The organism is Poseidonibacter lekithochrous, assembly GCF_013283835.1.
Classification (GTDB): domain Bacteria; phylum Campylobacterota; class Campylobacteria; order Campylobacterales; family Arcobacteraceae; genus Poseidonibacter; species Poseidonibacter lekithochrous.
On sequence record NZ_CP054052.1, the window covers coordinates 1,398,472 to 1,423,996 of the forward strand.

Annotated in this window: 32 protein-coding genes; 22 read left to right on the plus strand and 10 right to left on the minus strand. The window is 27.7% G+C overall.

The window, feature by feature from the left end:
• Window positions 1-41: 41 nt before the first annotated feature.
• From ALEK_RS06735 to ALEK_RS06760, 6 genes are all read left to right on the plus strand, one after another.
• Window positions 42-1,667 (plus strand): diguanylate cyclase domain-containing protein, encoded by a 1,626-nt coding sequence (locus ALEK_RS06735; protein WP_071625920.1) that lies wholly within the window; start codon window positions 42-44, stop codon window positions 1,665-1,667.
• Between the two features lie 122 nt (window positions 1,668-1,789).
• On the plus strand, window positions 1,790-2,821 hold the full coding sequence (locus ALEK_RS06740) for a thioredoxin family protein (RefSeq protein WP_071625919.1): 1,032 nt from the start codon (window positions 1,790-1,792) through the stop codon (window positions 2,819-2,821).
• Between the two features lie 40 nt (window positions 2,822-2,861).
• Window positions 2,862-3,278, plus strand: coding sequence for an ester cyclase (locus ALEK_RS06745; protein WP_071625918.1), 417 nt, complete (start codon window positions 2,862-2,864; stop codon window positions 3,276-3,278).
• 128 nt (window positions 3,279-3,406) lie between these two features.
• Window positions 3,407-3,595, plus strand: a complete 189-nt coding sequence (locus tag ALEK_RS06750; RefSeq protein WP_071625917.1) for an Rdx family protein — start codon at window positions 3,407-3,409, stop codon at window positions 3,593-3,595.
• A 51-nt stretch (window positions 3,596-3,646) separates the two neighbouring features.
• The gene (locus ALEK_RS06755) at window positions 3,647-4,207 is read left to right on the plus strand and encodes an SMI1/KNR4 family protein (protein WP_071625916.1); all 561 of its coding nucleotides are present in this window, start codon (window positions 3,647-3,649) and stop codon (window positions 4,205-4,207) included.
• A gap of 14 nt (window positions 4,208-4,221) precedes the next feature.
• On the plus strand, window positions 4,222-4,569 hold the full coding sequence (locus ALEK_RS06760; RefSeq protein ID WP_197950359.1) for a rhodanese-like domain-containing protein: 348 nt from the start codon (window positions 4,222-4,224) through the stop codon (window positions 4,567-4,569).
• 31 nt (window positions 4,570-4,600) lie between these two features.
• Here the strand turns inward: ALEK_RS06760 and ALEK_RS06765 are convergent, their stop codons facing one another.
• Window positions 4,601-5,815 (minus strand): class I SAM-dependent methyltransferase, encoded by a 1,215-nt coding sequence (locus ALEK_RS06765; protein WP_197950362.1) that lies wholly within the window; start codon window positions 5,813-5,815, stop codon window positions 4,601-4,603.
• Window positions 5,816-5,910: 95 nt separating this feature from the next.
• Between ALEK_RS06765 and ALEK_RS06770 the strand changes: the two genes are divergently transcribed.
• A complete protein-coding gene (locus ALEK_RS06770) occupies window positions 5,911-6,303 on the plus strand; it encodes a rhodanese-like domain-containing protein (RefSeq protein WP_071625915.1) in 393 nt (130 codons plus the stop codon).
• A 28-nt stretch (window positions 6,304-6,331) separates the two neighbouring features.
• Here ALEK_RS06770 and ALEK_RS06775 read toward each other — a convergent pair whose 3' ends face one another.
• Entirely contained in the window at window positions 6,332-6,910 is a 579-nt protein-coding gene (locus ALEK_RS06775; RefSeq protein WP_071625914.1) for a hypothetical protein, read from the minus strand.
• A 435-nt stretch (window positions 6,911-7,345) separates the two neighbouring features.
• On the opposite strand from ALEK_RS06775, the gene ALEK_RS06780 reads away from it, so the two are divergent.
• The 5 genes from ALEK_RS06780 (at window position 7,346) to ALEK_RS06800 (ending at window position 10,121) form a co-directional block, all read left to right on the plus strand.
• Window positions 7,346-7,573: a hypothetical protein gene (locus ALEK_RS06780; RefSeq protein WP_071625913.1), complete on the plus strand. Its 228-nt coding sequence runs from the start codon at window positions 7,346-7,348 to the stop codon at window positions 7,571-7,573.
• A gap of 120 nt (window positions 7,574-7,693) precedes the next feature.
• Complete coding sequence (locus ALEK_RS06785; RefSeq protein ID WP_071625912.1) at window positions 7,694-8,941, plus strand: leucine-rich repeat-containing protein kinase family protein; 1,248 nt, start codon at window positions 7,694-7,696, stop codon at window positions 8,939-8,941.
• Window positions 8,942-9,019: 78 nt separating this feature from the next.
• Entirely contained in the window at window positions 9,020-9,265 is a 246-nt protein-coding gene (locus ALEK_RS06790; protein ID WP_071625911.1) for a hypothetical protein, read from the plus strand.
• 233 nt (window positions 9,266-9,498) lie between these two features.
• The gene (locus tag ALEK_RS06795; RefSeq protein ID WP_164072423.1) at window positions 9,499-9,642 is read left to right on the plus strand and encodes a hypothetical protein; all 144 of its coding nucleotides are present in this window, start codon (window positions 9,499-9,501) and stop codon (window positions 9,640-9,642) included.
• 140 nt (window positions 9,643-9,782) lie between these two features.
• On the plus strand, window positions 9,783-10,121 hold the full coding sequence (locus ALEK_RS06800; RefSeq protein WP_071625910.1) for a hypothetical protein: 339 nt from the start codon (window positions 9,783-9,785) through the stop codon (window positions 10,119-10,121).
• Window positions 10,122-10,144: 23 nt separating this feature from the next.
• On the opposite strand, the gene pdxR is transcribed toward ALEK_RS06800, so the two are convergent.
• A complete protein-coding gene (gene pdxR, locus ALEK_RS06805) occupies window positions 10,145-11,524 on the minus strand; it encodes a MocR-like pyridoxine biosynthesis transcription factor PdxR (protein ID WP_071625909.1) in 1,380 nt (459 codons plus the stop codon).
• A gap of 91 nt (window positions 11,525-11,615) precedes the next feature.
• Here pdxR and ALEK_RS06810 point away from each other — a divergent pair, with 91 nt between their 5' ends.
• From ALEK_RS06810 to ALEK_RS06825, 4 genes are read left to right on the plus strand one after another with little or no spacing between them, the layout of a single operon-like run.
• Window positions 11,616-12,212, plus strand: a complete 597-nt coding sequence (locus tag ALEK_RS06810) for a pyridoxamine 5'-phosphate oxidase family protein (protein ID WP_071625908.1) — start codon at window positions 11,616-11,618, stop codon at window positions 12,210-12,212.
• 59 nt (window positions 12,213-12,271) lie between these two features.
• Complete coding sequence (locus ALEK_RS06815) at window positions 12,272-12,802, plus strand: hypothetical protein (RefSeq protein WP_071625907.1); 531 nt, start codon at window positions 12,272-12,274, stop codon at window positions 12,800-12,802.
• A 47-nt stretch (window positions 12,803-12,849) separates the two neighbouring features.
• Window positions 12,850-13,140, plus strand: coding sequence for a YciI family protein (locus ALEK_RS06820; protein WP_071625906.1), 291 nt, complete (start codon window positions 12,850-12,852; stop codon window positions 13,138-13,140).
• 4 nt (window positions 13,141-13,144) lie between these two features.
• Entirely contained in the window at window positions 13,145-13,642 is a 498-nt protein-coding gene (locus ALEK_RS06825; protein ID WP_071625905.1) for a hypothetical protein, read from the plus strand.
• Here the strand turns inward: ALEK_RS06825 and ALEK_RS06830 are convergent.
• A complete protein-coding gene (locus tag ALEK_RS06830) occupies window positions 13,639-14,286 on the minus strand; it encodes a helix-turn-helix transcriptional regulator (RefSeq protein WP_164072422.1) in 648 nt (215 codons plus the stop codon). The two genes, ALEK_RS06825 and ALEK_RS06830, sit on opposite strands and share 4 nt — an antisense overlap.
• A gap of 65 nt (window positions 14,287-14,351) precedes the next feature.
• On the minus strand, window positions 14,352-14,999 hold the full coding sequence (locus ALEK_RS06835) for a helix-turn-helix transcriptional regulator (RefSeq protein ID WP_083574583.1): 648 nt from the start codon (window positions 14,997-14,999) through the stop codon (window positions 14,352-14,354).
• 183 nt (window positions 15,000-15,182) lie between these two features.
• Here ALEK_RS06835 and ALEK_RS06840 point away from each other — a divergent pair, with 183 nt between their 5' ends.
• The 4 genes from ALEK_RS06840 to alr all read left to right on the plus strand — a co-directional run bounded on the left by ALEK_RS06840 (window position 15,183) and on the right by alr (window position 19,848).
• Window positions 15,183-15,557 (plus strand): RidA family protein, encoded by a 375-nt coding sequence (locus tag ALEK_RS06840; protein WP_071625903.1) that lies wholly within the window; start codon window positions 15,183-15,185, stop codon window positions 15,555-15,557.
• A gap of 42 nt (window positions 15,558-15,599) precedes the next feature.
• Window positions 15,600-16,838, plus strand: coding sequence for an NAD(P)/FAD-dependent oxidoreductase (locus ALEK_RS06845; protein ID WP_071625902.1), 1,239 nt, complete (start codon window positions 15,600-15,602; stop codon window positions 16,836-16,838).
• 169 nt (window positions 16,839-17,007) lie between these two features.
• Window positions 17,008-18,519, plus strand: a complete 1,512-nt coding sequence (locus ALEK_RS06850; RefSeq protein ID WP_083574582.1) for an alanine/glycine:cation symporter family protein — start codon at window positions 17,008-17,010, stop codon at window positions 18,517-18,519.
• Window positions 18,520-18,663: 144 nt separating this feature from the next.
• Window positions 18,664-19,848 carry an alanine racemase gene (alr, locus tag ALEK_RS06855; protein ID WP_071625901.1) on the plus strand — a complete coding sequence of 395 codons (1,185 nt, stop codon included), beginning with the start codon at window positions 18,664-18,666 and terminating at the stop codon, window positions 19,846-19,848.
• 16 nt (window positions 19,849-19,864) lie between these two features.
• Here alr and ALEK_RS06860 read toward each other — a convergent pair whose 3' ends face one another.
• The 5 genes from ALEK_RS06860 to ALEK_RS06880 form a co-directional block, all read right to left on the minus strand.
• The gene (locus ALEK_RS06860; protein ID WP_071625900.1) at window positions 19,865-20,500 is read right to left on the minus strand and encodes a LysE family translocator; all 636 of its coding nucleotides are present in this window, start codon (window positions 20,498-20,500) and stop codon (window positions 19,865-19,867) included.
• A 70-nt stretch (window positions 20,501-20,570) separates the two neighbouring features.
• Complete coding sequence (locus ALEK_RS06865; RefSeq protein ID WP_071625899.1) at window positions 20,571-21,401, minus strand: AraC family transcriptional regulator; 831 nt, start codon at window positions 21,399-21,401, stop codon at window positions 20,571-20,573.
• A 120-nt stretch (window positions 21,402-21,521) separates the two neighbouring features.
• Window positions 21,522-22,490 (minus strand): aldolase catalytic domain-containing protein, encoded by a 969-nt coding sequence (locus ALEK_RS06870; RefSeq protein ID WP_071625898.1) that lies wholly within the window; start codon window positions 22,488-22,490, stop codon window positions 21,522-21,524.
• Between the two features lie 168 nt (window positions 22,491-22,658).
• Window positions 22,659-23,126, minus strand: a complete 468-nt coding sequence (locus tag ALEK_RS06875) for an MOSC domain-containing protein (RefSeq protein WP_071625897.1) — start codon at window positions 23,124-23,126, stop codon at window positions 22,659-22,661.
• 54 nt (window positions 23,127-23,180) lie between these two features.
• A complete protein-coding gene (locus ALEK_RS06880; RefSeq protein WP_071625896.1) occupies window positions 23,181-23,414 on the minus strand; it encodes a hypothetical protein in 234 nt (77 codons plus the stop codon).
• A 119-nt stretch (window positions 23,415-23,533) separates the two neighbouring features.
• Here ALEK_RS06880 and ALEK_RS06885 point away from each other — a divergent pair, with 119 nt between their 5' ends.
• Together ALEK_RS06885 and ALEK_RS06890 are read left to right on the plus strand one after the other, a co-directional pair.
• Window positions 23,534-24,712: a sensor histidine kinase gene (locus tag ALEK_RS06885; RefSeq protein WP_071625895.1), complete on the plus strand. Its 1,179-nt coding sequence runs from the start codon at window positions 23,534-23,536 to the stop codon at window positions 24,710-24,712.
• Between the two features lie 33 nt (window positions 24,713-24,745).
• Entirely contained in the window at window positions 24,746-25,498 is a 753-nt protein-coding gene (locus tag ALEK_RS06890) for a TIGR00266 family protein (protein WP_071625894.1), read from the plus strand.
• Window positions 25,499-25,525 lie beyond the last annotated feature (27 nt).

Consider the following 25,525-nt stretch of genomic DNA (forward strand, 5'->3'; position numbering starts at 1 on the left):
TATATAATTAAAATATATATTAAATTTTTTTAGGATTTAAAATGAACTTATTTTTATCAAAAATGCTTTCTAGTATGGTGACACGCTTTTTATTTTTAGCAATTATAATAGTAGTGATAGTGACATCTATTAGATATTATGTAGTAAATGTACAGCTTAGAGGTGAATTTGAAAAGATTGTACAAACTCAACAAATAGCTCTTGCTTCGAGTATGGCATTAAATGTAAGTTATAAAATCACTCAAAGAAAAGAGTTTTTAAATAAAATAGCTTCTTCCATTCCAATTGAATTATTGAACAAACCTAAAGAGTTATCAGCATGGATACAAGAACGGCAAGATATCTATCCTATCTTTTCTAATGGAATATATTTTATCTCACCTAAAGGTTTTATAGTTCCTAGTTATTCAGACTTTAATACAAATTTATCTAAATCTAATTTTTCTAATAAGGATTATTTTAAAGGTGCATTTTCTAAAAATATATTTGTTGGTAAACCCACAAAAGGGATACTTTCAGATGAAGTTGTTATTCCAATATCAATAGCTATTAAGAACAAATCAGGGGACACCGTGGCAATAATAGTAGGTGAAAGTGCTTTATTGGCTCCTAAATTCTTAGATATGATAAATCAAGGGAAGATTGGAGAAACAGGAGGTTACTTATTAATTTCTAGAAGTGAAGAGATGTTTATTGCAGCTAGTAAAGAAATATTAATACTAAAAAAAACAGCAAAAATTGGGGTAAACAAACTTCATGATGAAGCGATGAAAGGTATTAATGGCAGTGGTATAACAAAAAATGCTCAAGGAATTTATGAAATGATTGCATTTCAAACTGTTCCAAATATTAAAGACTGGTTTATAGTAAGTAGAATACCTGTTAAAGAAGCATTTAAAGTGTTAGATAATTGGGAGAATATGTTAATTCGTGTTACATTTATTTCAATTCCTTTTATCTTGTTGATTATAATAATAGCCTTTATAGATATATTTAGACAACTATTTTTTGCAGTTAAACAAACAGAGAGAATGTTACTTGATGAGATTCCTTTAGATAGGCTTCCTATAAAAAGGATGGATGAGGTAGGACATTTAATGGCAGCTTTTAATCAATTGATAATAATGCTAAAGTCCAATCAAGAGGTATTAAAAGAACAAGCACATCATGATAATCTAACAGGACTTCCCAATCGTCTTTTGTTAGAAGATAGACTGAACCTTGAATTTTTAAGGGCAGACCGTAATAGTACTTATTTTGCATTGCTTTACCTTGATTTAGATGGCTTTAAACTTATCAATGATTCCTTGGGTCATGATGCTGGAGATATGGCATTAATAGAGGTTACGAAGAGATTTAAAACTTGTATAAGAGAAAGTGATACACTAGCAAGAATTGGTGGTGATGAGTTTGTTATAGTAGTGGGTAGTATAAAAAATAATCTGACAAATGCCCAAAAAGTGGCCGCTACAGTTGCTAATAAATGTATTGATATCTTAAATGAACAAATAAAAATTAAAGAGAATAATGCAAACCTTGGCGTATCAATTGGTATATCAATAGGTAATGGTCAAAGTTCACTTGATAAGCTTAGAAAAAAAGCAGATTTAGCAATGTATAAAGCTAAAGAATCTGGAAAAGGAAAGTATGTAATTGATAAAGGTTAATGATATTGATATTATATATATTAAGGAAATCATTACTTAAGATATATAAGTTAATCTTTAAACATTATTTTATTTTTAAAGGTATTATGTTAGGATTAATAAGCTTCTAAAAGGAGTTTATTATGAGATTAAAAAACCTAATACTAATCATTTGTTCTTTTCTTTTAATCATCAATACTTTACAGGCAGAAGATAAAAAAGTTGGTGAATTCTTTGGCGCAAAAAACACCCATATGCCTTCATGGTTTCTAAATAGTTTTTTAGATTTGGGCGAAGATATTGAAGACTTAGCATCTAATAACAAAAGACTTATACTTTATATACATCAAGATAATTGCCCCTATTGTTATAAGTTCATCACAGAAAATCTAAGTGATAAAACTACAAAAAATAAAATCTTGAAAAACTTCGGCATAGTTGAATTTAATATGTTTGGAGATAGAGAAATTATAGATATTGATGGGGAAGAATATACTGAAAAAGAGTTTGCTATAAAATATAAAGTTCAGTTTACTCCTACTTTGATATTTTTTGATGAAGAGGGAAAACAACTCTTAAGGCTGAATGGTTATATAAATATAAAAGATTTCAATTTAGCCTTAGATTATATCAAGGATAAAAAAGAAAATAGTTTATCTTACAAAGAGTATATAAGAGTTAAAAAGAATGAAAAACAAAATATGACTTTGATAGATGAACCAGATTTATTTACAAAGACTAGAAGTTTTGTAAGAGAAAGTGATTCTAAAAAAATGGCAATATTTTTTGAATCAACAAATTGTAATGAGTGTAAAACCCTACATAATAAACTACTAAAAGATGAAAGAACAAGAGCCTTACTAAAAAAGATGGATGTATATCAAGTAGATATAAATTCACCAAAATCAATAGTAACACCATCTAAACTAATCACAAAGATAAAAGATTGGACTAGTGAGCTGAATATCACTCATATTCCTACTGTTATCTTTTTTGATGAAAAAGCGCAAGAGATTATCCGAATCGAATCAAATTTCAAAAACTTTCATTTCCAAAGTATTGTGGATTATGCCGTAAGCAATGCTTACAAGGATGAAAAAGAGTTCCAGCGATATCTTACTAAAAGAGCAGATGATATTAGAGAAAAAGGAATAGATGTTAATATTTGGGATTAGTCAATAATAAGTAAACTTTATTAATAAAGGAGAAAAGAAAATGAACACAATTCAAAAAATAGCAAAACAGTTTTTTGAGGCATGTGAAGAAGGAAAAGGCTGGGATGAATGTAGTTCATACTGTCTTCCTGATGCTACATTCTCATCACAAACTATTGTATTAGCGGAAATATCTACTCTTGAAGAATATACTGAATGGATGAAAGGTTTATTTACTCCTATTCCAGATGGTAATCATGAAGTGAAGTTTTTTGCTGCTGATGAAGAACAAAAATCAGTACTAGCTTTTGCAGTTTTTCATGGTACTCAAACTGGTGAGGGAGGTCCTGTGCCACCAACTGGTAATAGTATTAGTGCTGATTATGTTTATCATATAGAATTTGAGGGTAAACGTATAAAACATATGACAAAAATATGGAATGATTCCATAAGTCTTCAACAGCTTGGATGGGCTTAGTGCCTGCTCAAGTTTTTTAATCACATATATGTTTTGCTTCTTTTAATACAAAATTGTATAATAATTAATTATTACAAAAAGGATTCCAAATGAATGTAGAAATATTCTATTGTGGAGTTTGAAACTATTTGCCAGAAGCTTCTAGGTTAGAAGAGGAATTAAAAGGTAATTTTTCAGATATAAACATAAAATTAAATGAAGGCTCAGGTGGTATTTTCAAAGTGATTATTGATGATACTGTTATTTTTGATAAGTTAGATGTAGAACATAGATTTCCAAATGATGGGGAAATTATTGAAAGAATAGATAAGTTATAAAAAATATAAGTCAAATTTCATTAGAATACCCATAATATTTAAAGGATTTAAATGAATAAAGAATTTGACAAGTTCAAACAGTGGCTTACTCACAATTATAGTGATGGTTTATTAGATTTGAATCCTCCTGCAAGTGATGATGAAATAAAAGAACTTACATCTACTCTTGGGGTTGAATTACCAGAAGATTTTATAAGTGTACTAAAAATACATAATGGTCAAAAAGGCGAAAAAGCTTGGCTTTTTGACTCACAAGAGTTTTTATCAACTCATCGTATTATTGAAGAGTTTAATACTTGGAAAAAACTACAAGTAACAAAACTTCAAGATAAAGTCTCAATGCCTGATGATGGAGTTAGAAGTGACTGGTGGAATATAAATTGGATACCATTTACAAGTGATGGTTGTGGCGATCACTATTGTATTGATTTAAACCCAAACTCTTCAGGAACAAAAGGTCAAATTATTACATTATGGTTTGAATCACCTGAGAGAGAAATAGTATCTACTAGCTTTTCACAGTGGTTTGAAGAGTATCTAGAAGAATTAAATACAGGTAATCTTGTGTATTCAAAAGAGTACAACTCTATAGTTCATAAAGATGAATTATAAAAAAGGAATAGTTTATGAACGAAAATATGATATATATATTTATTGCATTACTAGCTTTTCTAGCTTACAAAAAATATAGTCAATACCAAGTATTAAAACTTGTTCCAGATTTGCTAGCGCAAGGTGGACAAATAGTTGATGTTAGAAGTGAAGAGGAATTTGCCTCATCTTCAAAAGATGGAAGTATAAATATCCCATTACATTCACTTAAAAAAAGAATGAATGAGTTAGATAATAAAAAGCCTATAATTCTTTGTTGTGCAAGTGGAAGTAGAAGTGGTTTAGCAAAACGTACTTTGACAGCACAAGGTTTTGAGAATGTTCACAATGTAGGAACATGGAGAGCTCTTAGAAAGTTTTAGTAAACTTTCTAAGCTTTTTTAAGACTAGTTATTAATCTAACTTACTAGTTAGACTCTCACCAAATGCTTCTTCAATATATGGAGAAATTTGCCATTCGTTTTTGAACTCTTTATATTGATTTACTGTCTTTTTAATATTTGTATTATCTTCAAAGAATGCTCTAATCATTACATTTTTAGGTGTATGTTCCATATCAATAAACTCTAATACTTGTGTTCTATAACCCATAATTTCTAATACATTTGCTCTTACACTATCAGTTAGTAAAGTTGCAAGTTTTTCTTTGATAATTCCATATTTCATCATAGGAATCATTTTTTCATTTTTGATTTTCTTTAGGAATTCATGTTGACAACAAGGCACTGCTAAAATAACATTTGCTCCCCAGTTTACAGCTTTTGCTAAAGCTTCATCAGTTGCAGTATTACAAGCATGAAGTGAGATAACCATATCTACATCTGTAAATTGATCAAAACCTTTAATATCCCCTTGCTCAAATCTTAAATCATCAAAGTTTAGTTTCTTAGCTAAGTTAGAACAGAATTCAATAACATTCTCTTTTAAATCAAGACCTACAATCTCTACGTTATATCCCATTTTTAAAACAAGATAATCATATAAAGCAAAAGTAAGATATGCTTTTCCACATCCAAAATCAATAATTCTAATAGTTTTGTTTTTATCTAAATAGGGAATACAATCAGCAACTAGTTCTAAATAACGATTGATTTGTTTGAACTTATCGTATTTAGCATTTACGATTTTTCCTTGTTTAGTCATGATTCCAAGTTCTATTAAGAAAGGTGTTAATTCACCTTCATTTAGAATGTATTTTTTCTTTCTATTATGTGATGCAATTTCAGCTTTTTTACTTGCAGCTTTTTTCTTTATATTTGCCTCACCTTTTTTACTAATTAGTATATGATAATCAGCATCTACAGTGTTTATAAGTACTTGTTTAAAATATGTTTTAGTTAGATTATACATTTCAACAAAAGTCTCATCATTGTCTAAGTTCTTATGTTCTACATTTTTATCATAGATATACTCAAACTGGTGTTTTACTTCATCTTTGATAGTTACTTTTTTGATAGTTACTTTATTGAAAGTTTTCTCTGATTTATTTTTTACGCCACTAAAAACCGCATAAATTATGCTTTCTTCGTTGATTATTTTTTCCATTAATTCAGTTAGGTTCTGCATAATGTTTAAAACTCCTGTTTTTAGATTTATTTTTCGTATCATATCTAAAGATACTTCCTTTATATATTAATCAAACAATTCAAATTTGGGATAACAAAAAAATTATTATATAATCCTAGTAATTAATAGGAGAAAATATGAATGAACAAATAAAACACTATGAAGACAAGCTAAAATATGAGATGGATTCTTGGGATTTAAGTGTTGCATTAAAAAACAATGAAAATGTAATTGTTATAGATGCAAGAGCTTCAAATGCCTATAAATATGAAAGAGTTCCAAATGCTATTAATATACCTCATAAAACAATGAATATAGATACTACAAAAGATTTAGATAAAGACGCAGTATATATATCATATTGTGATGGAATAGGGTGTAATGCCTCAACAAAAGGCGCTTTAAATATGGCTAAACTTGGATTCCAAGTAAAAGAGCTTATTGGAGGACTTGATTGGTGGATTAGAGATGGTCACGAAACACACGGAGAAAATGCTAGAAAATCTACTGGTGTATCTTGTGCTTGTTAATTAAAACTATTTTACAATTTTATAAAACTTAAAAGTATAACTTTATATTTCTTTCTAACATTTCATATCTAATATTATGAATTTTTAATAGATCAGTTATACTAATAAGTTCTTTAATATGATTAGCTGAACCTTTATTTAGAATAATTTCTTTTGTTTCTCTATTAAAAGAATACGAGATAAATTGTTTGAAAATATCATCCATAATTGCTGAAATCTCATTTGAATCAGATGAGTATTTACACAATAAATTATCGAAATTTTGAATATATAAAATTAAATGATGCACATTTATTGGTTTTAATAGTAATTTCCTATCAAAAATATCTGCACATTGTTTACATGTAAATGTATGATTATATGTTAATGTCTTACTTATAACTAGTATCTTTTGTTTTGGAACTGTATTTGTAATATGCTGAAAAAGTTTTTCTCCAATCTCATTTGTAACGTCTATTATGATTAAAGAATCTTTAGAGACTTTTTTATAATGTAAATAGAAGTCTTCTTCTGTTGTTGTTTTAATAAAGTTGATATTTAGATGTTTTGCAACAATATCATAAATATCTTGATTTGTACTTTCTGTATCGTAAATTAATATTTCCATTCCGAATTATCTCCAAATAAATATTATATATAACTAAATAATTTATTTTTATAGGTTTTGAACTGATAAAAATTACTTTTATTAATATGAAAAAAATTAAAATACTATAAGAATAATCATAACTATATCTTATTCAATTTTCTGAAATATTTGTAAGATTTGATATTTGGCTTTAAGTATTATGAATAATTTAGAAATATAATATATAAATTAAATCAAATATCTTTAAAATCTTTATTATTTTATATATTAAATAAATTATACCCCTATAATAACTATATAGCAGTAATCTTATTCATTATTTATATATTATTAAATCTAGAAAAATCAATTAATTATATCTATTAAATACTATTTGTATTATTTTGATATGGGTCAAGAAGAATTTTAAAGTATTTAAATATACTTCGACTACTTTAAATGAAAGGACAGAATATGAAACAAAATTTCATAAGAGTAGTATTATCTTTACTTATAATATCTGCGGCAAATGCTGGTAATAAATTCAATGATCTAACTGAAGCTTATTTAACAGAGAAAGCATCTTTAGATGTAAGAATGACAATTGCTAAAGATCCTGAAACTTCTTTAAAGGTATTAAAAGTATTAACTCAAGATAGTAATTCAGAAGTTAGTAAACTAGCTAAAGAAGCTATCAAATAATAATTATCAACTCCTACAATTGATGATTATAAATAATAGGTAGCGTATTTGCTATCTATTGTTTGTATCTCATATATCTTACTAATATTTTTTTTACTATAATACGCTAAAAAGAATATAATGCAAACACTTGAACAATTAAACAATGATGAATTAAAAGGCATCAAACAACTTACTATTTCAGAAGATTTATGTGAATTTCCTCAAAAAATATTTGAACTAGCAGATAGTTTGGAAATGTTAGATTTAAGTAATAATAAGCTTACACATATACCAAATCTAGAAAAACTTACTAATCTGAAAATTGCTTTTTTTTCATACAATCTTTTTACAGAACTACCAAATGCTTTTAAAAACTGTAAAAATTTATATATGTTGGGACTTAAAGGTAATCAAATTGAAGTTATTAAAGAGGATATTTTACCTCATAGTATTTCATGGCTTATTTTAACTGATAATAAAATCAAAACACTTCCAAACTCTATTGGTGATTTAACTAAACTTCAAAAATTTCCATTAGCAGGAAACCTTTTAACAACTTTACCTAATAGTATGCAAAACTGTAAAAACTTAGAGTTATTAAGATTATCAGCTAATAATTTAAAAGAGATTCCTTCTTGGCTTCTTAATCTTCCAAAGCTTTCATGGTTGGCATTTTCAGGTAATGATTGTTCTGTTCAACCACAAGTTGATTTAGAAAAAGCTTCTTTAGAAAAACTACAGATTCAAGAGCAATTAGGTGAGGGCGCTTCCGGTATGATATATAAAGCCTTTTGCTCAACACAAAAAAAAGATGTAGCTCTTAAACTTTTTAAAGGGGCAATTACTAGCGATGGTTATGCTGTTGATGAAATGAATACATATATGTCAATAGGAAAACACAATAATCTTATTAATGTTATTGCAAAAATTGATGAGGATGAAAAACTAGGGCTTTTACTTGATCTTATTCCTAAAAGTTATGAAAACTTAGGTTTCCCACCAAACTTTGATACTTGTACTAGAGATACTTTTGCTAATAACCATACAATGACAAGTAAAAGTATTTATGAAGTAGTAAAACATATTCAATCAGCTGCAATTCATTTACATGAAAAAAATCTTATGCATGGAGATTTATATGCTCACAATATTTTAATAAATGAAGATAATCACTGTTATTTAGGTGACTTTGGGGCAAGTAGTTTTTATGATAATAAAGCTTATGAAAAAATTGAAGTTCGTGCTTTTGGATGTTTAATTGATGATTTACTTAACATTTGTTCTGATAAAGAGAATACTTGTTTTGAGACTTTGCGAACTGTTTCACAAACTTGTATGAATGAAGATGTAAATTCAAGACCTTTATTTAATGAGATTAATTTTTAAATAATATAAAATCTTGACATATTTCAATGATTTAAATTCAAATTATCTATATACTTAAAATAAAAAATGGATGGTTCAATGAAAAAATTAATTTTAACAATTGTATTTACTGCTTTTATTTGTACTTTATCAGTGCAAGCTTCACCAAAAGTAGAAGTTATGGAAAAGAATACTTCAACAAAAAAAATGAATGATGATAAGATAAAATTAACACTAGAAATGTGTAAAAAGAAAATAGGTATTGATAACTATAATTTTATGAAAGATATTTTCAATGATGAAAATATTGTAATGACGAAATGTAAAGAAGCACTTATGAAATAACTTTGCTTATCATAGATAGTTTTTACTATCTATGATTTAGACTTAAAAAGAGCAAAAATATAAAATACTATAAAAAGCTTGCATTTATTTTTATTTTATGTTATATTGTTCGCACTTAGGATGAATACGAGTTTCATCTGTTACATGTACTATATTAATTCGCCTTTCATTGATATTACCCATTTTGAACAAACAAACTCATTTTTATTTTTAAATTCAAAAAAAGGACTACTATGTCAATTACAAATATTAAAACAAGCAAAAAAATTGAAGTGCTTTTAAGACTTTTAGACAGAAACGAAAGCTTATCAGACGCAACTTCAAAAGCAGGATTAGATATAAAAAAAGTAAAACAAATTATTAGAAAACAATATTAATATTTAACTTATTCATTTCTCAAACATTTAAACCAAATGTTTGAGAATATATCTAAAAATAAATCCTAACATTACCACATACTTTTCACATGTTTTTCCAATATAGTTTAAAAATTTATTTTAATGTATAAGGAATCAATATGGAAATTTCAAATCATGATTTAAAGAATACTATGAATAATAGTAGTTCTCTAAATTTAAAGAAACAAGAAAAAGTAAATAAAAAAGAAGATTCACACTCTTTAGAAAACAATTACACTCATCTAAACATAAATAATAATAACTCCTCTAATATTGAGAAAACTGCTCAAAAATTAGAAGAGTTAAACAAACAAAAAGTAACTACTAGTTCTTTAGAAGAAGTAGTTGTTGAATTAAAAAAAGATGATGGTTTTACAGAGATTAAACCAGAACAATTCAAAGGAATTTCTAAAATGGTAAATAGTGATATTATTATAATAAAGATTCTGAAAAAATAAATAAATTTTTAAACAACTAAAACTTATTTCTTAATACATTTATACCAAATTATAGAAAATAGATCTATTGCTTTTTCTAGGTCTTTTTCTTTTATTCCTCCAAATCCCATCATTAGAGCTTGCCAATTATCACCACATCTAGGTTTTGCAAAGTGTAATTTTATTTTTTCTTTTATTGCTAATATTTCAAGTTTTTTATAATCTAACTCTTTTGTAGGCTGTATTAATATTGCTAAACCTCCACCTTGATTAACTATTTTCATACTGTCCTTTAGTTTTGATTCTAAAAGAGATTTTAGAAGATTATGTTTCTTTTTGTTTATAGTTCTTATTTTACGTAAATGTTTATCCCAATACCCTTGCTCTATAAAACTTGCTAATGTATTTTGAGTCATTAAAGATACTCCTGAATCATAATAAGAAAACTTCTCTTTATAAATTTCAAGTAAATGATTTGGTAAAACCATATATGAAACTCTAAGAGAAGGGGAGAGGGCTTTTGAGAATGTACCAATATATACAACTCTTTGATTATTATCTAGACCCTGTAGAGAAGGTATTGGTCTATTAATATATGAAAGTTCAGTATCATAATCATCTTCAATAATCAAAGCATCGTTTTTATTAGCCCAATCTAATATTTTTAATCTATTAGATATGGGTATTGCTACTCCTGTTGGATATTGATGTGATGGCGTTAAATATGCTAGTTTTGATTTTGTTTTCTCTAAGGCTTCTATGTCAATTCCATTTTTATTGACTTGAATTCTGTCTATTTTATAGTTATGATTTTCATATACTTTTCTTATTACATGATATCCTGGTTCTTCAATAGCTATACTATTGTGTTCATCATTTAGAAGTAGGGCTAATAAACTAATTGAACTAATAAATCCATTTCCTATAATAATTTGTTCAGTATTACATTTAACTGCTCTTGATTTGTTTAGGTATTGTGCTATTTGAACTCTTAGTTCATATTCACCTTGCCTATCTCTGTACGCTCCAAAATCTAAAGAGTCATTAATATTTTTATTAAATAGCCTTTTCCATATTTTTAATGGAAAACTAGAGCTTTCTAATCTAGCAGGAAAAAAATCATAAAGTATTTCATCTTCTTTCATATCATTAGATATATCACAAGGAAATTGTGAGCTAAAATCACTAAGACTATTTTGTATTACAACATATCCGCTTTTAGGAATACTATCTATATATCCTTCTACTACTAATTGAGAATAGGCAGATTCTACGGTGTTTTTACTAAGATTATAAATACTTGCTACTTTTCTAATAGATGGTAATTTTTCATCTATTTTATAGTTTGTTAATATATCTTCTTTTATTTGTTTAAAAAGCTGTATGTGAAGAGGTATTTCACTATTTTGTTCTAGGTAATACATAAACTGTCCCTTAATAATTTTAATAAATTGGCCCTTGTGATGAGGTCAAATGTCTGTTATATTATCACAATTAAAAGAAGAAAGGAAGAAAATGAGAAAAGTTTATGAGATAAAAGATGAAGAGTTAATAAAAAATATTTTAGAAAATACAGAGTTTGGAACACTAGCAATTTGTATGGATAATAAACCTTATTCTGTTCCTTTAAACTTTGTGGAAATAAATGGAGAGATATTTATACATGGAGCAAAAAAAGGTAAAAAAATAGAAATTATGAATAACAATAATAATGCAAGTTTTTCAGTCGTTGAGTCTTATTCTTTATTACCATCATATTTTAGTACAGATGATGGGAGAGCAAGCCCTGCAACACATATGTTTAAATCTATTATATTAGATGGTCATATTGAATTCATAGAAGATTATGATGTAAAAGCAAATGCCTTAGAAATGTTAATGCAAAAGTACCAAAAAGAGGGCGGATACAAAGCTTTAACTGATGTTATATACAAAAAGATAATAAATGCAACATGTATTTATAAATTAGTTCCATCTCAAAGTAGCGCTAAATTTCATTTAGGACAGGATTATAATGAACAAAGATTTGCAAGAGTAAAAGAGCATCTTTTAAAAAGAGGAACAAAAAAAGATTTAGATACTTTAAAATTAATGGAAAGCCTAAGAGTATAGATTAATAAAATATTATAAATAATTGCTATATCATTACAAAAAATTTGAAGGCATTATTTATGAATAAATTAAAAAAACTATTTGAAAAAGTACCAGAACTAAAAGAACAATATGAATTATTTGAAAATACAATTTTAAATGAAAATTCTTTAGATAAAAAATATATAAAGTATGTGGCATTCTCAAGTGCCATTGCTTTAAAAGAAAAAGACTTATTCTCTTTAGTAGAAGAAAAGTTGGGAAAACTAGAAGAATCTGAACAAAAAGCTATTTTTTTAGCTTCTAGTAGAATGGCCACAACGAACCCATACTTTATGGCTAGAAATGTTCATCCTTTAAAAGCTGGAGGTTCTTTAGAGTCTTTAAATATGAGTGTAATTCAAAACCTTGGGGTGAAAGATATGACAGCATATCATTATTCTTGTATATCAATATCATCAATAAACTCAGGTTTTGTATGTTTTAATAGTCATCTAAGTAATCTAAAAGCTCATAGCCAAAGTGATAACTCAATAGATCAAGCAATGAGAATTACAGCATCTTTAAACTCATTAAAACAATTACTTTTTAATATATCTTTATTAGATTAACTTTTAATTTATATATACTATACTTCTAATAATAAAAAAGGAAATGAATGTTCATAGTATCATTAACATATATTTGTGATTTAAAAGAAGTTGATAATCATTTATCATCACATGTGGAATATTTAGAAAAACAATATGAAGAGGGTAATTTTATTGCTTCTGGGCGTAAGGTTCCAAGAACTGGTGGAATAATATTATCTAAACTTGATAGTCTTGAAAAACTAAATAAAGTTTTAGAAAAAGATCCTTTTTATCAGAATAATCTGGCAAAATATGATATTCAAGAGTTTATACCAACTATGACTTCGAAAGATTACGAAAATTTAAAAGAGGAATAATTTAATGGCTTCATCATTTACGAAACTAATTACAACTTATATTAATGCAAAAGACTCTAATAAACCACACTTAATGAATAGAGTATTCTCAAAAGATGCTACTTTAAATATGATAGTAAATTCTGAAAATATATCTTTTCCTTCTAAAGTAACAGGACTTGATAATATTACAGTAACACTTGTAGAAGATTTTTCAATGAAGTTTGAAAATGTTTATACTATTTGTTTGGAAGATACTATTCAAAGAGATGATGAAAAGTTTTTCTGTCAATGGTTAGTAGTAATGAATGATAAAGTTACAAAAGAAGTCAAAGTAGGTATTGGAGAATATGTTTGGATTAGAAAAGATTCTTTAATTACTTCTTTGGATATTAAAATTAAAGAAATGAGTATTGTTGATGCTAAGTACCAAAATGATGTTTTAGACTTAGTATCATCTTTTCCCTACCCATGGGCAAATGCACATCAAATAAATGATATACATAAGTATTTATTTGTTTAGCTTTTAATTTTTTTGATATATCTATAAATAGATGGTTCGGACATTTGTAGTTTAGAAGCTACTTCTTGTACTGAACCTCTAATATTAAATACCCCACAGTCATTTAGTGCTGTAATTACTTCTGTTTTTTCATCTGTTGTCATTCTATTTGGAACAATATCAAATTCATTTAAAATTGCATCAATTTTATTAAGTGTTAGCTCTTGTGGATCTGTATTTAGGTTTTCTTTTATATTATTAAGTGATAAAACTTTATCATCAACATAATTTGGAAGTAATGAAGTTAAAAATGATAATGATTTTTTCACTTCATGGTAATCAGAATTTAAACCCAAAGCTCCGACTATTTTATTATCGTCATCTCTAATAAAATATGTAGATGAATATAAAAGTTTTCCTTCTATACTTTTTGAGTTGTAATTAGATATAAATTGTTTATTTCCCTCAGACTCAGCTGCAATAAATTCTAAAATTAAATCAGTAGGACGTCCACCTATTTTTCTATTACTTATATGTCCATTTATTATATAAACGATTGATTCTTCATAGTTAGTTAAATCATGTAGTATTATTTCTGTATTACTTCCTAGCACTTCCCCTAAGAAGTCTGCAATTGTAATAAATCTTTTGATATGTTGATTCAAATATATCCTTAATATATTATATTTTTTTATTATAAGAGAATAAGGAAATATTGTCAAATTACAATTTAACTTTTTATTTTTTTAATATACCTATAAATTGAAGGTTCTGACATCTGTAATTTTTTTGCAACTTCTTGCACTGAACCTCTAATATTGAAAACACCACAGTCATTTAGTGCTGTAATTACATTTGTTTTCTCATCTGTTGTCATTCTATTTGGAACTACATCAAACTCATTTATTATTGCATCTATTTTACTAAGTGTTAATTCTTGTGGATCTGTATTAAGGTTTTCTTTTATATTATTGATTGATAAAATTTTATCATCTACGTAGTTTGGTAATAAAGAAGTTAAGAATGATAAAGACTTTTTAACCTCATGATAATCAGAATTTAGACATAAAGCCCCTACAATTTCATTATTATCATCTCTGATAAAATATGTAGAAGAGTATAAAAGTCTACCTTCTATTGTTTTAGAATTGTAATTAGAGATAAACTGTTTATTACCTTTAGATTCACTTGCTATAAACTCTAAAACTAGGTCAGTTACTGGGTCGCCAATCTTTCTATCACTGATGTGACCGTTGATTATATGGACAATTGACTCTTCATAATTTGTTAAGTCATGTAGTATGATTTCTGTATTACTTCCTAGTACATCACCTAAAAAATCTGCAATAGATATAAATTTTTTAATATGTTTGTTCACAAATATATCCTTAATAGCTTATGTATATTCTTATTATAAGGTATTAATAAAAAATTGTCAAATCAATAATAAATTGTTATCATAATAAAAATTTATTAATTTGTGATAAAAACTCTTTACATTGATAAAATTTTATTATATACTGATTCCAATGAAAAAAAATTATCATAAAAGGGACTTAATATGAACGCTATTAATTCAACAAAAGCACCAAGTGCAATCGGACCATATTCACAAGCAGTAGAGAAAGATGGATTTACATTTGTATCAGGACAATTACCAATAGATGAAACTACAGGTGAGTTTGCAGGAGATGATATTGCATCACAAGCAAAACAATCTTTAGAGAATACAAAATATATTTTAGAAGAAGCTGGATTACAAATGAAAGATGTTGTTAAAACTACTATTTTATTAAAAGATATAGAAGATTTTGCAGTAGTAAATGAAATTTATGGACAATATTTTGAAGCACCATTTCCAGCAAGAGCAACATATGAAGTTTCAAGACTACCAAAAGATGCTCTAATTGAAATAGAATCAATTGCAAAAAAATAATATAATATAACTTGATAATATAAGAAAGCGGAGAACAAGAAAATGAAAAAAGATATTGTAGTTGTAGGTGGTGGTTGTATTGGACTTATGTCAGCTTATTGCTTACAAAAGAGTGGAAGAGATGTTACTGTTATTGAAAAGGGTGACATTACTGATGGAACTTCTTTTGGAAATGCAGGATTATTATCAGCATTTAAAAAAGCTCCATTAAGTGCTCCTGGAGCAATTTTTGATACTTTAAAATTAATGCTAAAAGGTGAATCACCTGCTAGTGTTCATCCTACTTTTGATTTACATTTATTTAAATGGCTTTTAAAATTTGCTGCTAGTACAACAGAAGCTAGACTAAAAAGAACTTTAGCCTTATTTGAAAGATATGGACGAATTAGTTTAGATATGTATGAAACAATGGTAAAAGAAGATGGAATGGATTTCCATTTTTGTAAAGATGGTTTACTAATGATTTATACAGAACAAAAAACTTTTGATGAAAAAGCGGCACATTGTACAAATCCTGAGGCTTACGAAATACTTTCTAAAGATAGAACAAAAGAGTATATGCCTATTTTAAATGATAAAGTTATAGGTTCAATTCTTTTAAAAGAGAATGGTCATGTAGATCCAGGTGAATTTATGCTTGAACTAAAAAGATACCTAGAAGAAAAAGGTGTTGAGTTCTTATTAAATGAAGAAGTAGAGAGATTAGAATTTGAAGGTTCAAAAGTAAGTAAAATAAGAACATCAAAAGGTGTTTATGAAGCTGAAACTTTTGTATTATCTACTGGTGCTGATGATACACTAGCAAGGCAAGCAAAAAATAGATTCCTAATGACTCCTGCTAAAGGATACAGTATTACATTTAAAATGGATGATGCTTTAAAACCAAAAACATCTTCATTATTTGCCGATTTATTTATTGCAATGACACCAAGAAGAGATACAGTTCGAATGACTTCTAAACTTGAGTTAGGAACTACTAATCCTGATGTTGTAAAAAAACAAATAGATAGTATTCACAAAAACTTATCTTTATATACAAATGATTTTGTAAAAGAAGATATGGTTGAATGGTCTGGATTTAGGCCTCTTACTCCAAATGACATACCAATTATTGGATATGACGAAAACTACAATAATCTAGTTCATGCTACAGGGCTTGGATGGTTAGGGATTACTTTTGCACCTGCAATTGGAAAAATCGTTAACGACGTTATTACTATAGACAAAAAGAATAATACAAACGCTGACATTTTATTATTCTCATCATTTTATCAAGGCTAATCATTAAATGAAGAGTTAATCTCTTCATTTAACATTTTTTTATTGGTTTACTTATTATATTAATTGATGAATTAATATTGTAATTAAACATTGGTTTAGTTAGCTACGTAATTTAAAAATTATAATATAAAATGAGATTAAATTATATTATAAAAAAGGGGAGAAACTTATGAATAAATTTAGAAGTATGCTTTTTTACATGGTAATGTTATGTGTACCAAGTATTAGTTTTGCTGAAGAAGTTGTAGGTATTGATCAAAAAATTGATCAATTTTTCACTACTTACTTTGGTTGGTTTGCAAGTGCAATTTTCTATGGTGCTAAAGTTGAAGATGGGGTAACATTTCCATTAATTGTTGGTTGGTTATTTGTAGCTGCAATAATCTTTACTTTCTATTTTGGTTTTATTCAATTTAGAAAATTTAGATTATCTTTAGACATTGTAACTGGGAAATATTCAGATCCTAAAGATAAAGTGCCAGGGGAAGTTTCACACTTTAGAGCACTTACAACTGCTTTATCAGGAACTGTTGGTCTTGGTAATATTGCAGGTGTTGGGGTTGCTATTGCAATTGGTGGTCCTGGGGCTACATTTTGGATGATTGTTTGTGGTTTATTCGGAATGGCTTCTAAATTTACAGAGTGTACTCTAGGTGTAAAATATAGAAATGAGAATCCAGATGGTACAGTTTCTGGTGGTCCAATGTATTATCTATCAAAAGCGTTTAAAGAAAAAGGTCATGCAAGAATTGGTAAATTCTTAGCAGTTGGATTTGCAATTATGACAATATTCTCGACATTTGGTGCAGGGAATATGTTCCAAGGGAATCAAGCAAATGCAATGATTGTTCAAACATTTGGAATTGCTCCTGGTTATGGTTGGGTTACAGGTATTATTTTAGCAATACTAGTAGCATCTGTTATTATTGGTGGTATGCCATCAATTGGTTCAGTTACATCAAAATTAGTTCCATTTATGGCGGCTTTATATATTGGTATGGCACTTATTGTATTAATTTCTCATTATGATCAAATTGGGGGTGCAATAGAACAAATCTTTGTTGGAGCATTTACTGGTGCTGGAGTTGCTGGTGGATTTATTGGTGCGCTAATACAAGGTCTAAAAAGAGCAACATTCTCAAATGAAGCTGGTGTTGGTACATCAGCAATTGCTCATGCTGCGGTAAAAACAAAAGAACCAGTTACAGAAGGTTTAGTTTCATTACTTGAACCATTTATTGATACGGTTATTATTTGTACAATGACAGCTTTAGTTATTACAATTTCAGGAATGAATACTGGAGAGTTAAGTGGTGTTAATTTAACATCTGCTGCATTTACTGAAACATCATTTATTTTTGAATATATCTTAGCCATTACAGTAGTTATGTTTGCATTCTCAACAATGGTTTCGTACTCATACTATGGTTTAAAAGCTTGGACTTACCTTTTTGGTGAAAGCAAAACTAATGAAATTGTTTATAAAACTATATTTTGTTTATTTGTAATTGTTGGAACAAGTATCAGTTTTGGTGCTGTTATCGACTTCTCAGATGCTGCAATGTTTGCAATGTCTATCTTTAATATCATTGGATTATATTACTTAATGCCAATTGTAAAAGAAGAATTAAACTCTTTCCTTGCAAGAGTAGATTCTGGTGAAATAAAAAAATATAAATAATATTTAAGAGAGAATTATAAGGAAGTTTTACTTCCTTATAGTGATTATATTTTTATAGAGGTATTAGGAGTATTGTGCTACTTTTTTAATATCTCTATAAAAATATAAAGTAATAACTTAGCATTAAAAATAGGAGAGGGATAAGTGAAATTATCAAGACCAGTTTGGGCAGAAATCAATTTAGACAATTTAGCTCATAATATGAGAGAAACAAGACGAGTTGTTAATGATAATACTAAAATAACTGCAGTAATAAAAGCTGACGGTTATGGCCATGGTGCGGTTTGTATTGCACAAACTTTACTTGACAATGGAGCTGACAGATTTGCAGTGGCAACACTTAGTGAGGCTATACAATTAAGAGCAACTTTTTCTGATGTTGAAATTATGGTTCTTGGATATACTCCTGATTCTTTAGCTAAAGATATTATTCAAAATAATATAATTCAAACAGTTTATACCCTAGAGCAAGCAATAGAATTTTCAAAAGTTGCCGTTGAGTTAAATGAGAAACTAACTGTTCATATTAAAATAGATTCAGGAATGAATCGTTTAGGTATGCAAGATAATGAAAATACTATTTCTGAAATATTACAAATGAGTAAACTTGATGGATTATTTATTGAAGGTATATTTACTCACTTTGCTATGGCTGATGAATTAGATAAAGAATATACAATCAAACAAGTGGAAAAGTTTAATAAAATTGTTGATACTTTAAAAGAAAATGGACTAGATATTCCAATTAAACATGTATCAAATAGTGCTGCTATTATTGATTTACCACAATTTAACATGGATATGGTTCGTGCAGGAATTATGTTATATGGATTATATCCATCAAAAGATGTAAATCATAGTAATGTAGAATTAAAAGAAGTTATGTGTTTAAAAGCTAATATTTCACAAGTGAAAGATATTGAAGCGGGTTGTGGAGTTAGTTATGGTTTAAAACATAAATGTGAAAAAAAATCAAAAGTCGCTACTTTACCTATTGGTTATGCCGATGGTTTCACTCGTATGTTATCAGGAAAAGCAAATGCAATGTTAGGTAATAAAATAGTTCCTATTATTGGAAATATTTGTATGGATCAATGTCTTATTGATGTTACTAATCTTGATGTTAAACTTGGAGATGAGGTAGTTTTATTTGGTGGTAATAATACAAATGGAATTTCTATTGATAGTGTATCTGAATTACTAAATACAATTAATTATGAAATTGTTTGTATGGTTGATAAACGAGTACCTAGAGTATATATTCAAAATGATAAAAAGATTACTTCAAAAGATTATGTATTAATTATAAGTGATAAAAGTACAAAATAATAAGAGTAAACTCTTATTATTTTGAAAATGCGATTGTTATCCCCAGTGAGATAAGCACAACTCCTACGGTTCTATCGAACCATTTTCCAAAGTTATTAAAAAATCTTCTTACCTTGTCTTGACTTAAAACCAATGATAGGAAAGTAAACCATGCCATTGTTGCAAAGATACAAAATACTCCATATATAGACTGGATGTATATTGGTGTATCAATACTAATTATTACTGTAAATAAAGATAAGAAAAACAATGTTGCTTTTGGATTTAGTGCATTACACAAGAATCCCATCATAAATGATTTCTTATTACTTACTTGTTTTACAGTATTAGTTTGATCTGCTTGCAGTTCAAAGCCTGAAGATTTAAGACTTTTATATCCAATATATATTAGATAAAAAGCACCAAGAAATTTAACTATACTAAACAAAACAATTGATTTTGAAATAATAAGTCCAATTCCTAAAATTGTATATACTACATGTACAGAGATTCCTAATCCTATACCAATGCTTGAATAAATGGAAGCTTTTCTTCCTTGTGTAACACTTTGTTTTAACACCATTGCAAAATCTGGTCCTGGTGATAGTAATGCTACAAACATAGCAAAAGCTACAATTAGAAATTCGTTAAAATATGGTGAAAAATTCAACATATTAACTCCTTAATCTAAATTAATACAAGAATATTAACTAAGTAAAGAGTTTTCGTATAGTACCAGATTGCTAAAGAAAGAATTTTTGATATTCTCCAGGTGTAATTCCAACTACTGCTTTAAATCTTTTTGTTAAGTGACTTTGGTCATTAAATCCACAAGAATAAGCAACATCTACAAGTGAGTGGCCTTTTTGTAAAAGCTTTTTTGCTTTTTCTATTCGTTTTAACATCAAATAAGCATGGGGTGAAAAAAAAGTATGCTCTTTGAATAAACGTAAAAAATGATATTTTGATATATCAAGTTGCTCCGAGATATTATCTAGTGTTATGTCATTATCTAGATTATCTTGCATAAATTCTTTTGCTCTAAAAATTGCTAAATCATGTTTACTTAGAGTTTTTTGCTCACTAGCTGTTGTATTAATTAATAGTATTTTATTTAGTATTTCTACTAATTGACACTCAAAATCTAGTGATGATAAATCACCTTTTTCATAAGCTGAAGTTAGCGATAAAAATTCATTAGCTAATGCTTCATTTTCTATAAGCCCTGATTTAAAATGAACAGGTTTAGATTTGAAATTCTCTTCTAGAAGTGTTGATAAGAAAGAGGGATTTAAATATAGTGCAGATTGTGAATATGCACTATTGTCATGAGCCCAGTTTGAATGTGCAGTATCAGGATTTATAGTCATGATTGATGACTTGTTTATTATCTTTGTACTTCCATCTACAAAACCATCAATACATCCTTGTTCTATAACACCTATAGCATACTCCTCATGGATATGTTTTTCAAAGCCATAGTTTTGAAATAGGGATTTATTTAATATGATATCATTTTGAGGAATCGGTCGCCAAAATTTTGATTGATAAACTGAATCATTTTTCTTTTTCATTATTCATTATAACATAGATAAAAGTAGTGGTATTGTATTAAATTGCTATTTTAAAGAGTATATTTTGTAGGTTAAAGCTAGCTCTTTATGAACTAGCTTTTTTGGTTTTTTAGCTAAAAATTATTCAGCTAATAAGTTTCTATAGAATTCTCTATAGTTATCATCTTTTTCATCCCTAGCTTTCATAGCTGGTCTTGGATGTTCGTTTAATTGTCCAGTTAACATGTATGGAATTGAGTAACCCCAGTCTAGTTCTTTTTCTAATGGGATTATAAATTCTTCAATGAATTTTAATACTGGCATTAATTTATATTTTGGATTTTTTAAGAATCCGATTAATAGTTCCATAGGACAGTTTCCAGCACCTCTTCCTAATCCAGAAATAGTTACGTCTAAGTAGCTAGTTCCGTATGTTAAGGCTTCAATAGTATTTGCATATGCTAATTGCATATTGTTGTGTGCATGAATACCAATTTTTTTACCCTTAGCTTCTGCAATTTTTAAATACTTTTCAGTTAGTCTGTTGATTTGCTCAGGGTAGAATGAACCAAAACTATCAGCAATGTAAATAACATCAACACTTGAGTTACTAACTGCTTCTAATACTTCATCTAACTCTTGATCAAATGATTTTGAAATAGCCATAATATTAATAGTTGTTTCATAACCTTTTGCATGGGCTTCTTCAACAAGTTCAATTGCTGCTGGGATTTGGTGAATGTATGTTGCGATTCTAATCATATCTACAACACTTTCTTCTTTTGGAAGAAGTTCAGAGTTTACTGTTCTACCAATATCAGACATAACAGCTATTTTCATATTAGTATCATTTTCACCAACGATTTTTCTAATATCTTCTTCTTTACAGAAATTCCATTTACCAAATTCTTCTTCACTCATAATCGATGGAGAATTGTTTTTTCCAATTTCCATATAGTCAACACCAGCAGCTACACAAGTTTCGTAGTGTGCTTTTACAAAATCATCTGTAAAGTGGAAATTGTTTACTAATCCACCATCTCTAATAGTACAATCAAAAACTTTGATGTCTTCTCTTACTGTAAGTATTGAACCTTTTCTCTCAATCATAAATGTATCCTAATTCTTTTCTATTTGTTTAATAATTTAAAATAATATCTTAATTGAGTTCAAATCACCTTAAAATTATAGTGTTAGCCTTTATTTTGGGCATAAAAAAAGACAAGTCAGTATTGACTTATCTTTTAGTTTCATATTAATTATTATAAAGTTAGATTATTAAACTTCAACTTGTGAAGTCATATCAATACTTCCACCTTTTATAATTGTAGCTCTTAATCCAGCTTTATCTGACATACTATCTACTAGTTTTTCATTACCAAGTTTATCAGATAAGTACTCACAAGGTTTACATAATCTTACACCTTTTAATACTACTTTTCCTATTTGAAACTCTTTATCAACTAAATTATTTAAGTCACAATTTGAAATAACTATATTTCTTCTGAAATCTTCACCTGTAAGACTTTCATCAAATTGTTTATTAAACTCATCAATATTCTCAACCTCAATTAAAGTAACATCTCTGTCAGGTTGTACTTTGCCTTCTGTTGAAAAAGTTCCTTTTTGTTCATAGTATCTATCACCAAAGATACCTTTTCCTTCTTCTAAAACAATTTGGTTAACTTTTTGCATTGGGCTTTTAACATCTTTTGAAATAAGAAGACTTACTATTTTACCTGACATTGAATATCCTTTTTTTTGTTTTTTTAAGTATAACCAAATTTATACTTATAACTACTAATGTCTTCTATAATATCCTCTGTGAGGTTTATAATATTTTTTGTGATACTTTTTATGGTGTTTATAATAATGATGTTTATTGTAATTATGGTGGTAGTTATACTTATGATGATATGTTGCATTTACATGTCTTGTTTTTACAATGGGTACATAAACTCCTATGCTATGATGAGAATGACATCCTGTAAAAAGAACAATTGAAGCAACAATAATTAGTATTGCTTTTCTCATAATTTATCCTTTTTTGTTTTAAGTATATGTATTTAAAGTAGATGAATTGTGAGAGTAAATTCTTATCTCTAATGAAAAACTAGTATAATGATAATAGAAATTCTTATTAAAGATTTGCCATGAGAAATGAATTTATAAAAGACATTGTTTTATTATATGTTGAAGATGATGATCTTATTAGAACAGAATTAGAATATTATTTGAGATCTAATGTTGAAAAAGTAATTGCAGCTTCTAATGGTAAAGAAGGTTATGAATTATATAAAAAACATAAACCTGATATTATAATTACTGATATCAAAATGAATATTATGAGTGGATTAGAAATGAGTTCGCTTATTCGAGAAGAAGATAAAACTACTCCAATTATTATAACATCTGCATATTCAGATAATAAATATTTACAAAAAGCTATTGAAATAGGTATTAACACTTTTTTATTAAAACCATTAAATCTAATGCAACTTTATTGTACTATGAAAATCACAAGTGATAATATTAAACTACAAAGAGAAAACACCCAAACAATTAATGAATTAAATGAAACTCAATCTCGTTTAGTTAAAGCTGATAAAATGGCTAACCTTGGGAAGTTAGTAGCTGGTGTAACACATGAAATAAATACCCCCATTGGTGTTGGATTTACAAGTGTTTCCCACTTAGAAGAGATCACTAGAAGAATAAAAAAATCTTACTCAAATGAGGAAATGACTCAAGAAGATTTTGAAGCTTATTTATCTTCCTCTGAAGACTTATCAAAAATGATTTTCTTGAATTTAAAAAGAGCATCAAAACTAATTTCTTCTTTTAAAGAAGTAGCAGTAGATCAAACCCACGATGAAAAAAGGGAATTTAAAGTAAAAGAGTATTTAGATGAGGTTATTTTTAGTTTAAATTATATTATCAAAAAAACTCATTTAGTAGTAAAAGTGCATTGTGATGAAAAGTTAGTGATAAACTCTTTTCCCGGTGCATTTTCACAAGTTTTTACTAATTTTATTATGAATTCAATTAATCACGCTTACAGTAAAAATGATAAAGGATGTATTACTATTGATATTGAAATAATTAATGATAAAGTACAAATTATCTATTGTGATGATGGAAAAGGCATTTCTTCTGAAAAATTGGAAAAAATATTTGTACCTTTTTATACAACACGAAAAAAATCTGGCGGTACGGGACTTGGTCTAAGTATTGTAAAAGACATAGTTAATATAACACTAAAAGGGAATATATCTTGTTCTAGTATTGAAAATAAAGGTACTAGTTTTACAATAGAAATTCCATATAAATAATCAAAATTAAAAAATAAATATAAAAGGTTAATAATGAATTCACATGAAATAGATTACACGATTATAGGCTCTGACATTCAAGCAGTTGAAGTTGAACTAGACCCAAATGAAACAGTTATTGCAGAAGCTGGAGCTATGTGTTGGATGGATTCTGGCATAAGATTTGAAGCAAAAGCTGGAGATGGTTCAGATATGGATGAGGGAATATTTTCTAAAATGTTTGGCATGGGTAAAAGAATGATAACTGGGGAATCTTTATTTCTAACTCATTTTACAAATGAAGGTGAGGGTAAAAAAAGAGTGACTTTTAATGCTCCTTATCCTGGAAAAATAATACCAATTGACTTATCAGAAAGTGGAAAATTAATATGTCAAAAAGATTCTTTTTTATGTGCTGCTCGTGGTACAAAAATAGATGTTACTTTTTCTAAAAAAATTGGAGCTGGATTATTTGGAGGAGAGGGTTTTATTCTTCAATCTATTCAAGGTGATGGAAATGCTTTTATTCATGCAGGTGGTGCAGTTGTTGAAAAAGAGTTAAAGGGTGAGAAACTAATAGTTGATACTGGATGTTTAGTAGCTTTTGAAGATGGAATTGATTATGATATTCAAGCTGCTGGAAATCTTAAGTCTATGATTTTTGGTGGGGAGAGTGTATTTTTAGCTACTTTAGAAGGTCACGGAAAAGTATATTTACAATCTTTACCATTCTCAAAATTAGCAGATAGAGTATTGCAAAATGCTTCTAGTGATGGTATGTCACATGTTGCAAAAGAGATAGATTAATAAACTAAACATAACCTAAAAAGGTTA

Coding starts and splice junctions, on each gene's coding strand:
- ALEK_RS06815 (WP_071625907.1), top strand. CDS start 12,272: ATGAATAAATTAAAAAAACTATTTGAAAAAGTACCAGAACTAAAAGAA.
- ALEK_RS06780 (WP_071625913.1), top strand. CDS start 7,346: ATGAAACAAAATTTCATAAGAGTAGTATTATCTTTACTTATAATATCT.
- ALEK_RS06760 (WP_197950359.1), top strand. CDS start 4,222: ATGAACGAAAATATGATATATATATTTATTGCATTACTAGCTTTTCTA.
- ALEK_RS06775 (WP_071625914.1), bottom strand. CDS start 6,910: ATGGAAATATTAATTTACGATACAGAAAGTACAAATCAAGATATTTAT.
- ALEK_RS06820 (WP_071625906.1), top strand. CDS start 12,850: ATGTTCATAGTATCATTAACATATATTTGTGATTTAAAAGAAGTTGAT.
- ALEK_RS06765 (WP_197950362.1), bottom strand. CDS start 5,815: ATGATACGAAAAATAAATCTAAAAACAGGAGTTTTAAACATTATGCAG.
- ALEK_RS06770 (WP_071625915.1), top strand. CDS start 5,911: ATGAATGAACAAATAAAACACTATGAAGACAAGCTAAAATATGAGATG.
- ALEK_RS06785 (WP_071625912.1), top strand. CDS start 7,694: ATGCAAACACTTGAACAATTAAACAATGATGAATTAAAAGGCATCAAA.
- ALEK_RS06740 (WP_071625919.1), top strand. CDS start 1,790: ATGAGATTAAAAAACCTAATACTAATCATTTGTTCTTTTCTTTTAATC.
- ALEK_RS06850 (WP_083574582.1), top strand. CDS start 17,008: ATGAATAAATTTAGAAGTATGCTTTTTTACATGGTAATGTTATGTGTA.
- pdxR (WP_071625909.1), bottom strand. CDS start 11,524: ATGTATTACCTAGAACAAAATAGTGAAATACCTCTTCACATACAGCTT.
- ALEK_RS06875 (WP_071625897.1), bottom strand. CDS start 23,126: ATGTCAGGTAAAATAGTAAGTCTTCTTATTTCAAAAGATGTTAAAAGC.
- ALEK_RS06865 (WP_071625899.1), bottom strand. CDS start 21,401: ATGAAAAAGAAAAATGATTCAGTTTATCAATCAAAATTTTGGCGACCG.
- ALEK_RS06810 (WP_071625908.1), top strand. CDS start 11,616: ATGAGAAAAGTTTATGAGATAAAAGATGAAGAGTTAATAAAAAATATT.
- ALEK_RS06825 (WP_071625905.1), top strand. CDS start 13,145: ATGGCTTCATCATTTACGAAACTAATTACAACTTATATTAATGCAAAA.
- ALEK_RS06885 (WP_071625895.1), top strand. CDS start 23,534: ATGAGAAATGAATTTATAAAAGACATTGTTTTATTATATGTTGAAGAT.
- ALEK_RS06800 (WP_071625910.1), top strand. CDS start 9,783: ATGGAAATTTCAAATCATGATTTAAAGAATACTATGAATAATAGTAGT.
- ALEK_RS06870 (WP_071625898.1), bottom strand. CDS start 22,490: ATGATTGAGAGAAAAGGTTCAATACTTACAGTAAGAGAAGACATCAAA.
- ALEK_RS06795 (WP_164072423.1), top strand. CDS start 9,499: ATGTCAATTACAAATATTAAAACAAGCAAAAAAATTGAAGTGCTTTTA.
- ALEK_RS06890 (WP_071625894.1), top strand. CDS start 24,746: ATGAATTCACATGAAATAGATTACACGATTATAGGCTCTGACATTCAA.
- ALEK_RS06840 (WP_071625903.1), top strand. CDS start 15,183: ATGAACGCTATTAATTCAACAAAAGCACCAAGTGCAATCGGACCATAT.
- ALEK_RS06790 (WP_071625911.1), top strand. CDS start 9,020: ATGAAAAAATTAATTTTAACAATTGTATTTACTGCTTTTATTTGTACT.
- ALEK_RS06845 (WP_071625902.1), top strand. CDS start 15,600: ATGAAAAAAGATATTGTAGTTGTAGGTGGTGGTTGTATTGGACTTATG.
- ALEK_RS06880 (WP_071625896.1), bottom strand. CDS start 23,414: ATGAGAAAAGCAATACTAATTATTGTTGCTTCAATTGTTCTTTTTACA.
- ALEK_RS06860 (WP_071625900.1), bottom strand. CDS start 20,500: ATGTTGAATTTTTCACCATATTTTAACGAATTTCTAATTGTAGCTTTT.
- ALEK_RS06755 (WP_071625916.1), top strand. CDS start 3,647: ATGAATAAAGAATTTGACAAGTTCAAACAGTGGCTTACTCACAATTAT.
- ALEK_RS06745 (WP_071625918.1), top strand. CDS start 2,862: ATGAACACAATTCAAAAAATAGCAAAACAGTTTTTTGAGGCATGTGAA.
- ALEK_RS06735 (WP_071625920.1), top strand. CDS start 42: ATGAACTTATTTTTATCAAAAATGCTTTCTAGTATGGTGACACGCTTT.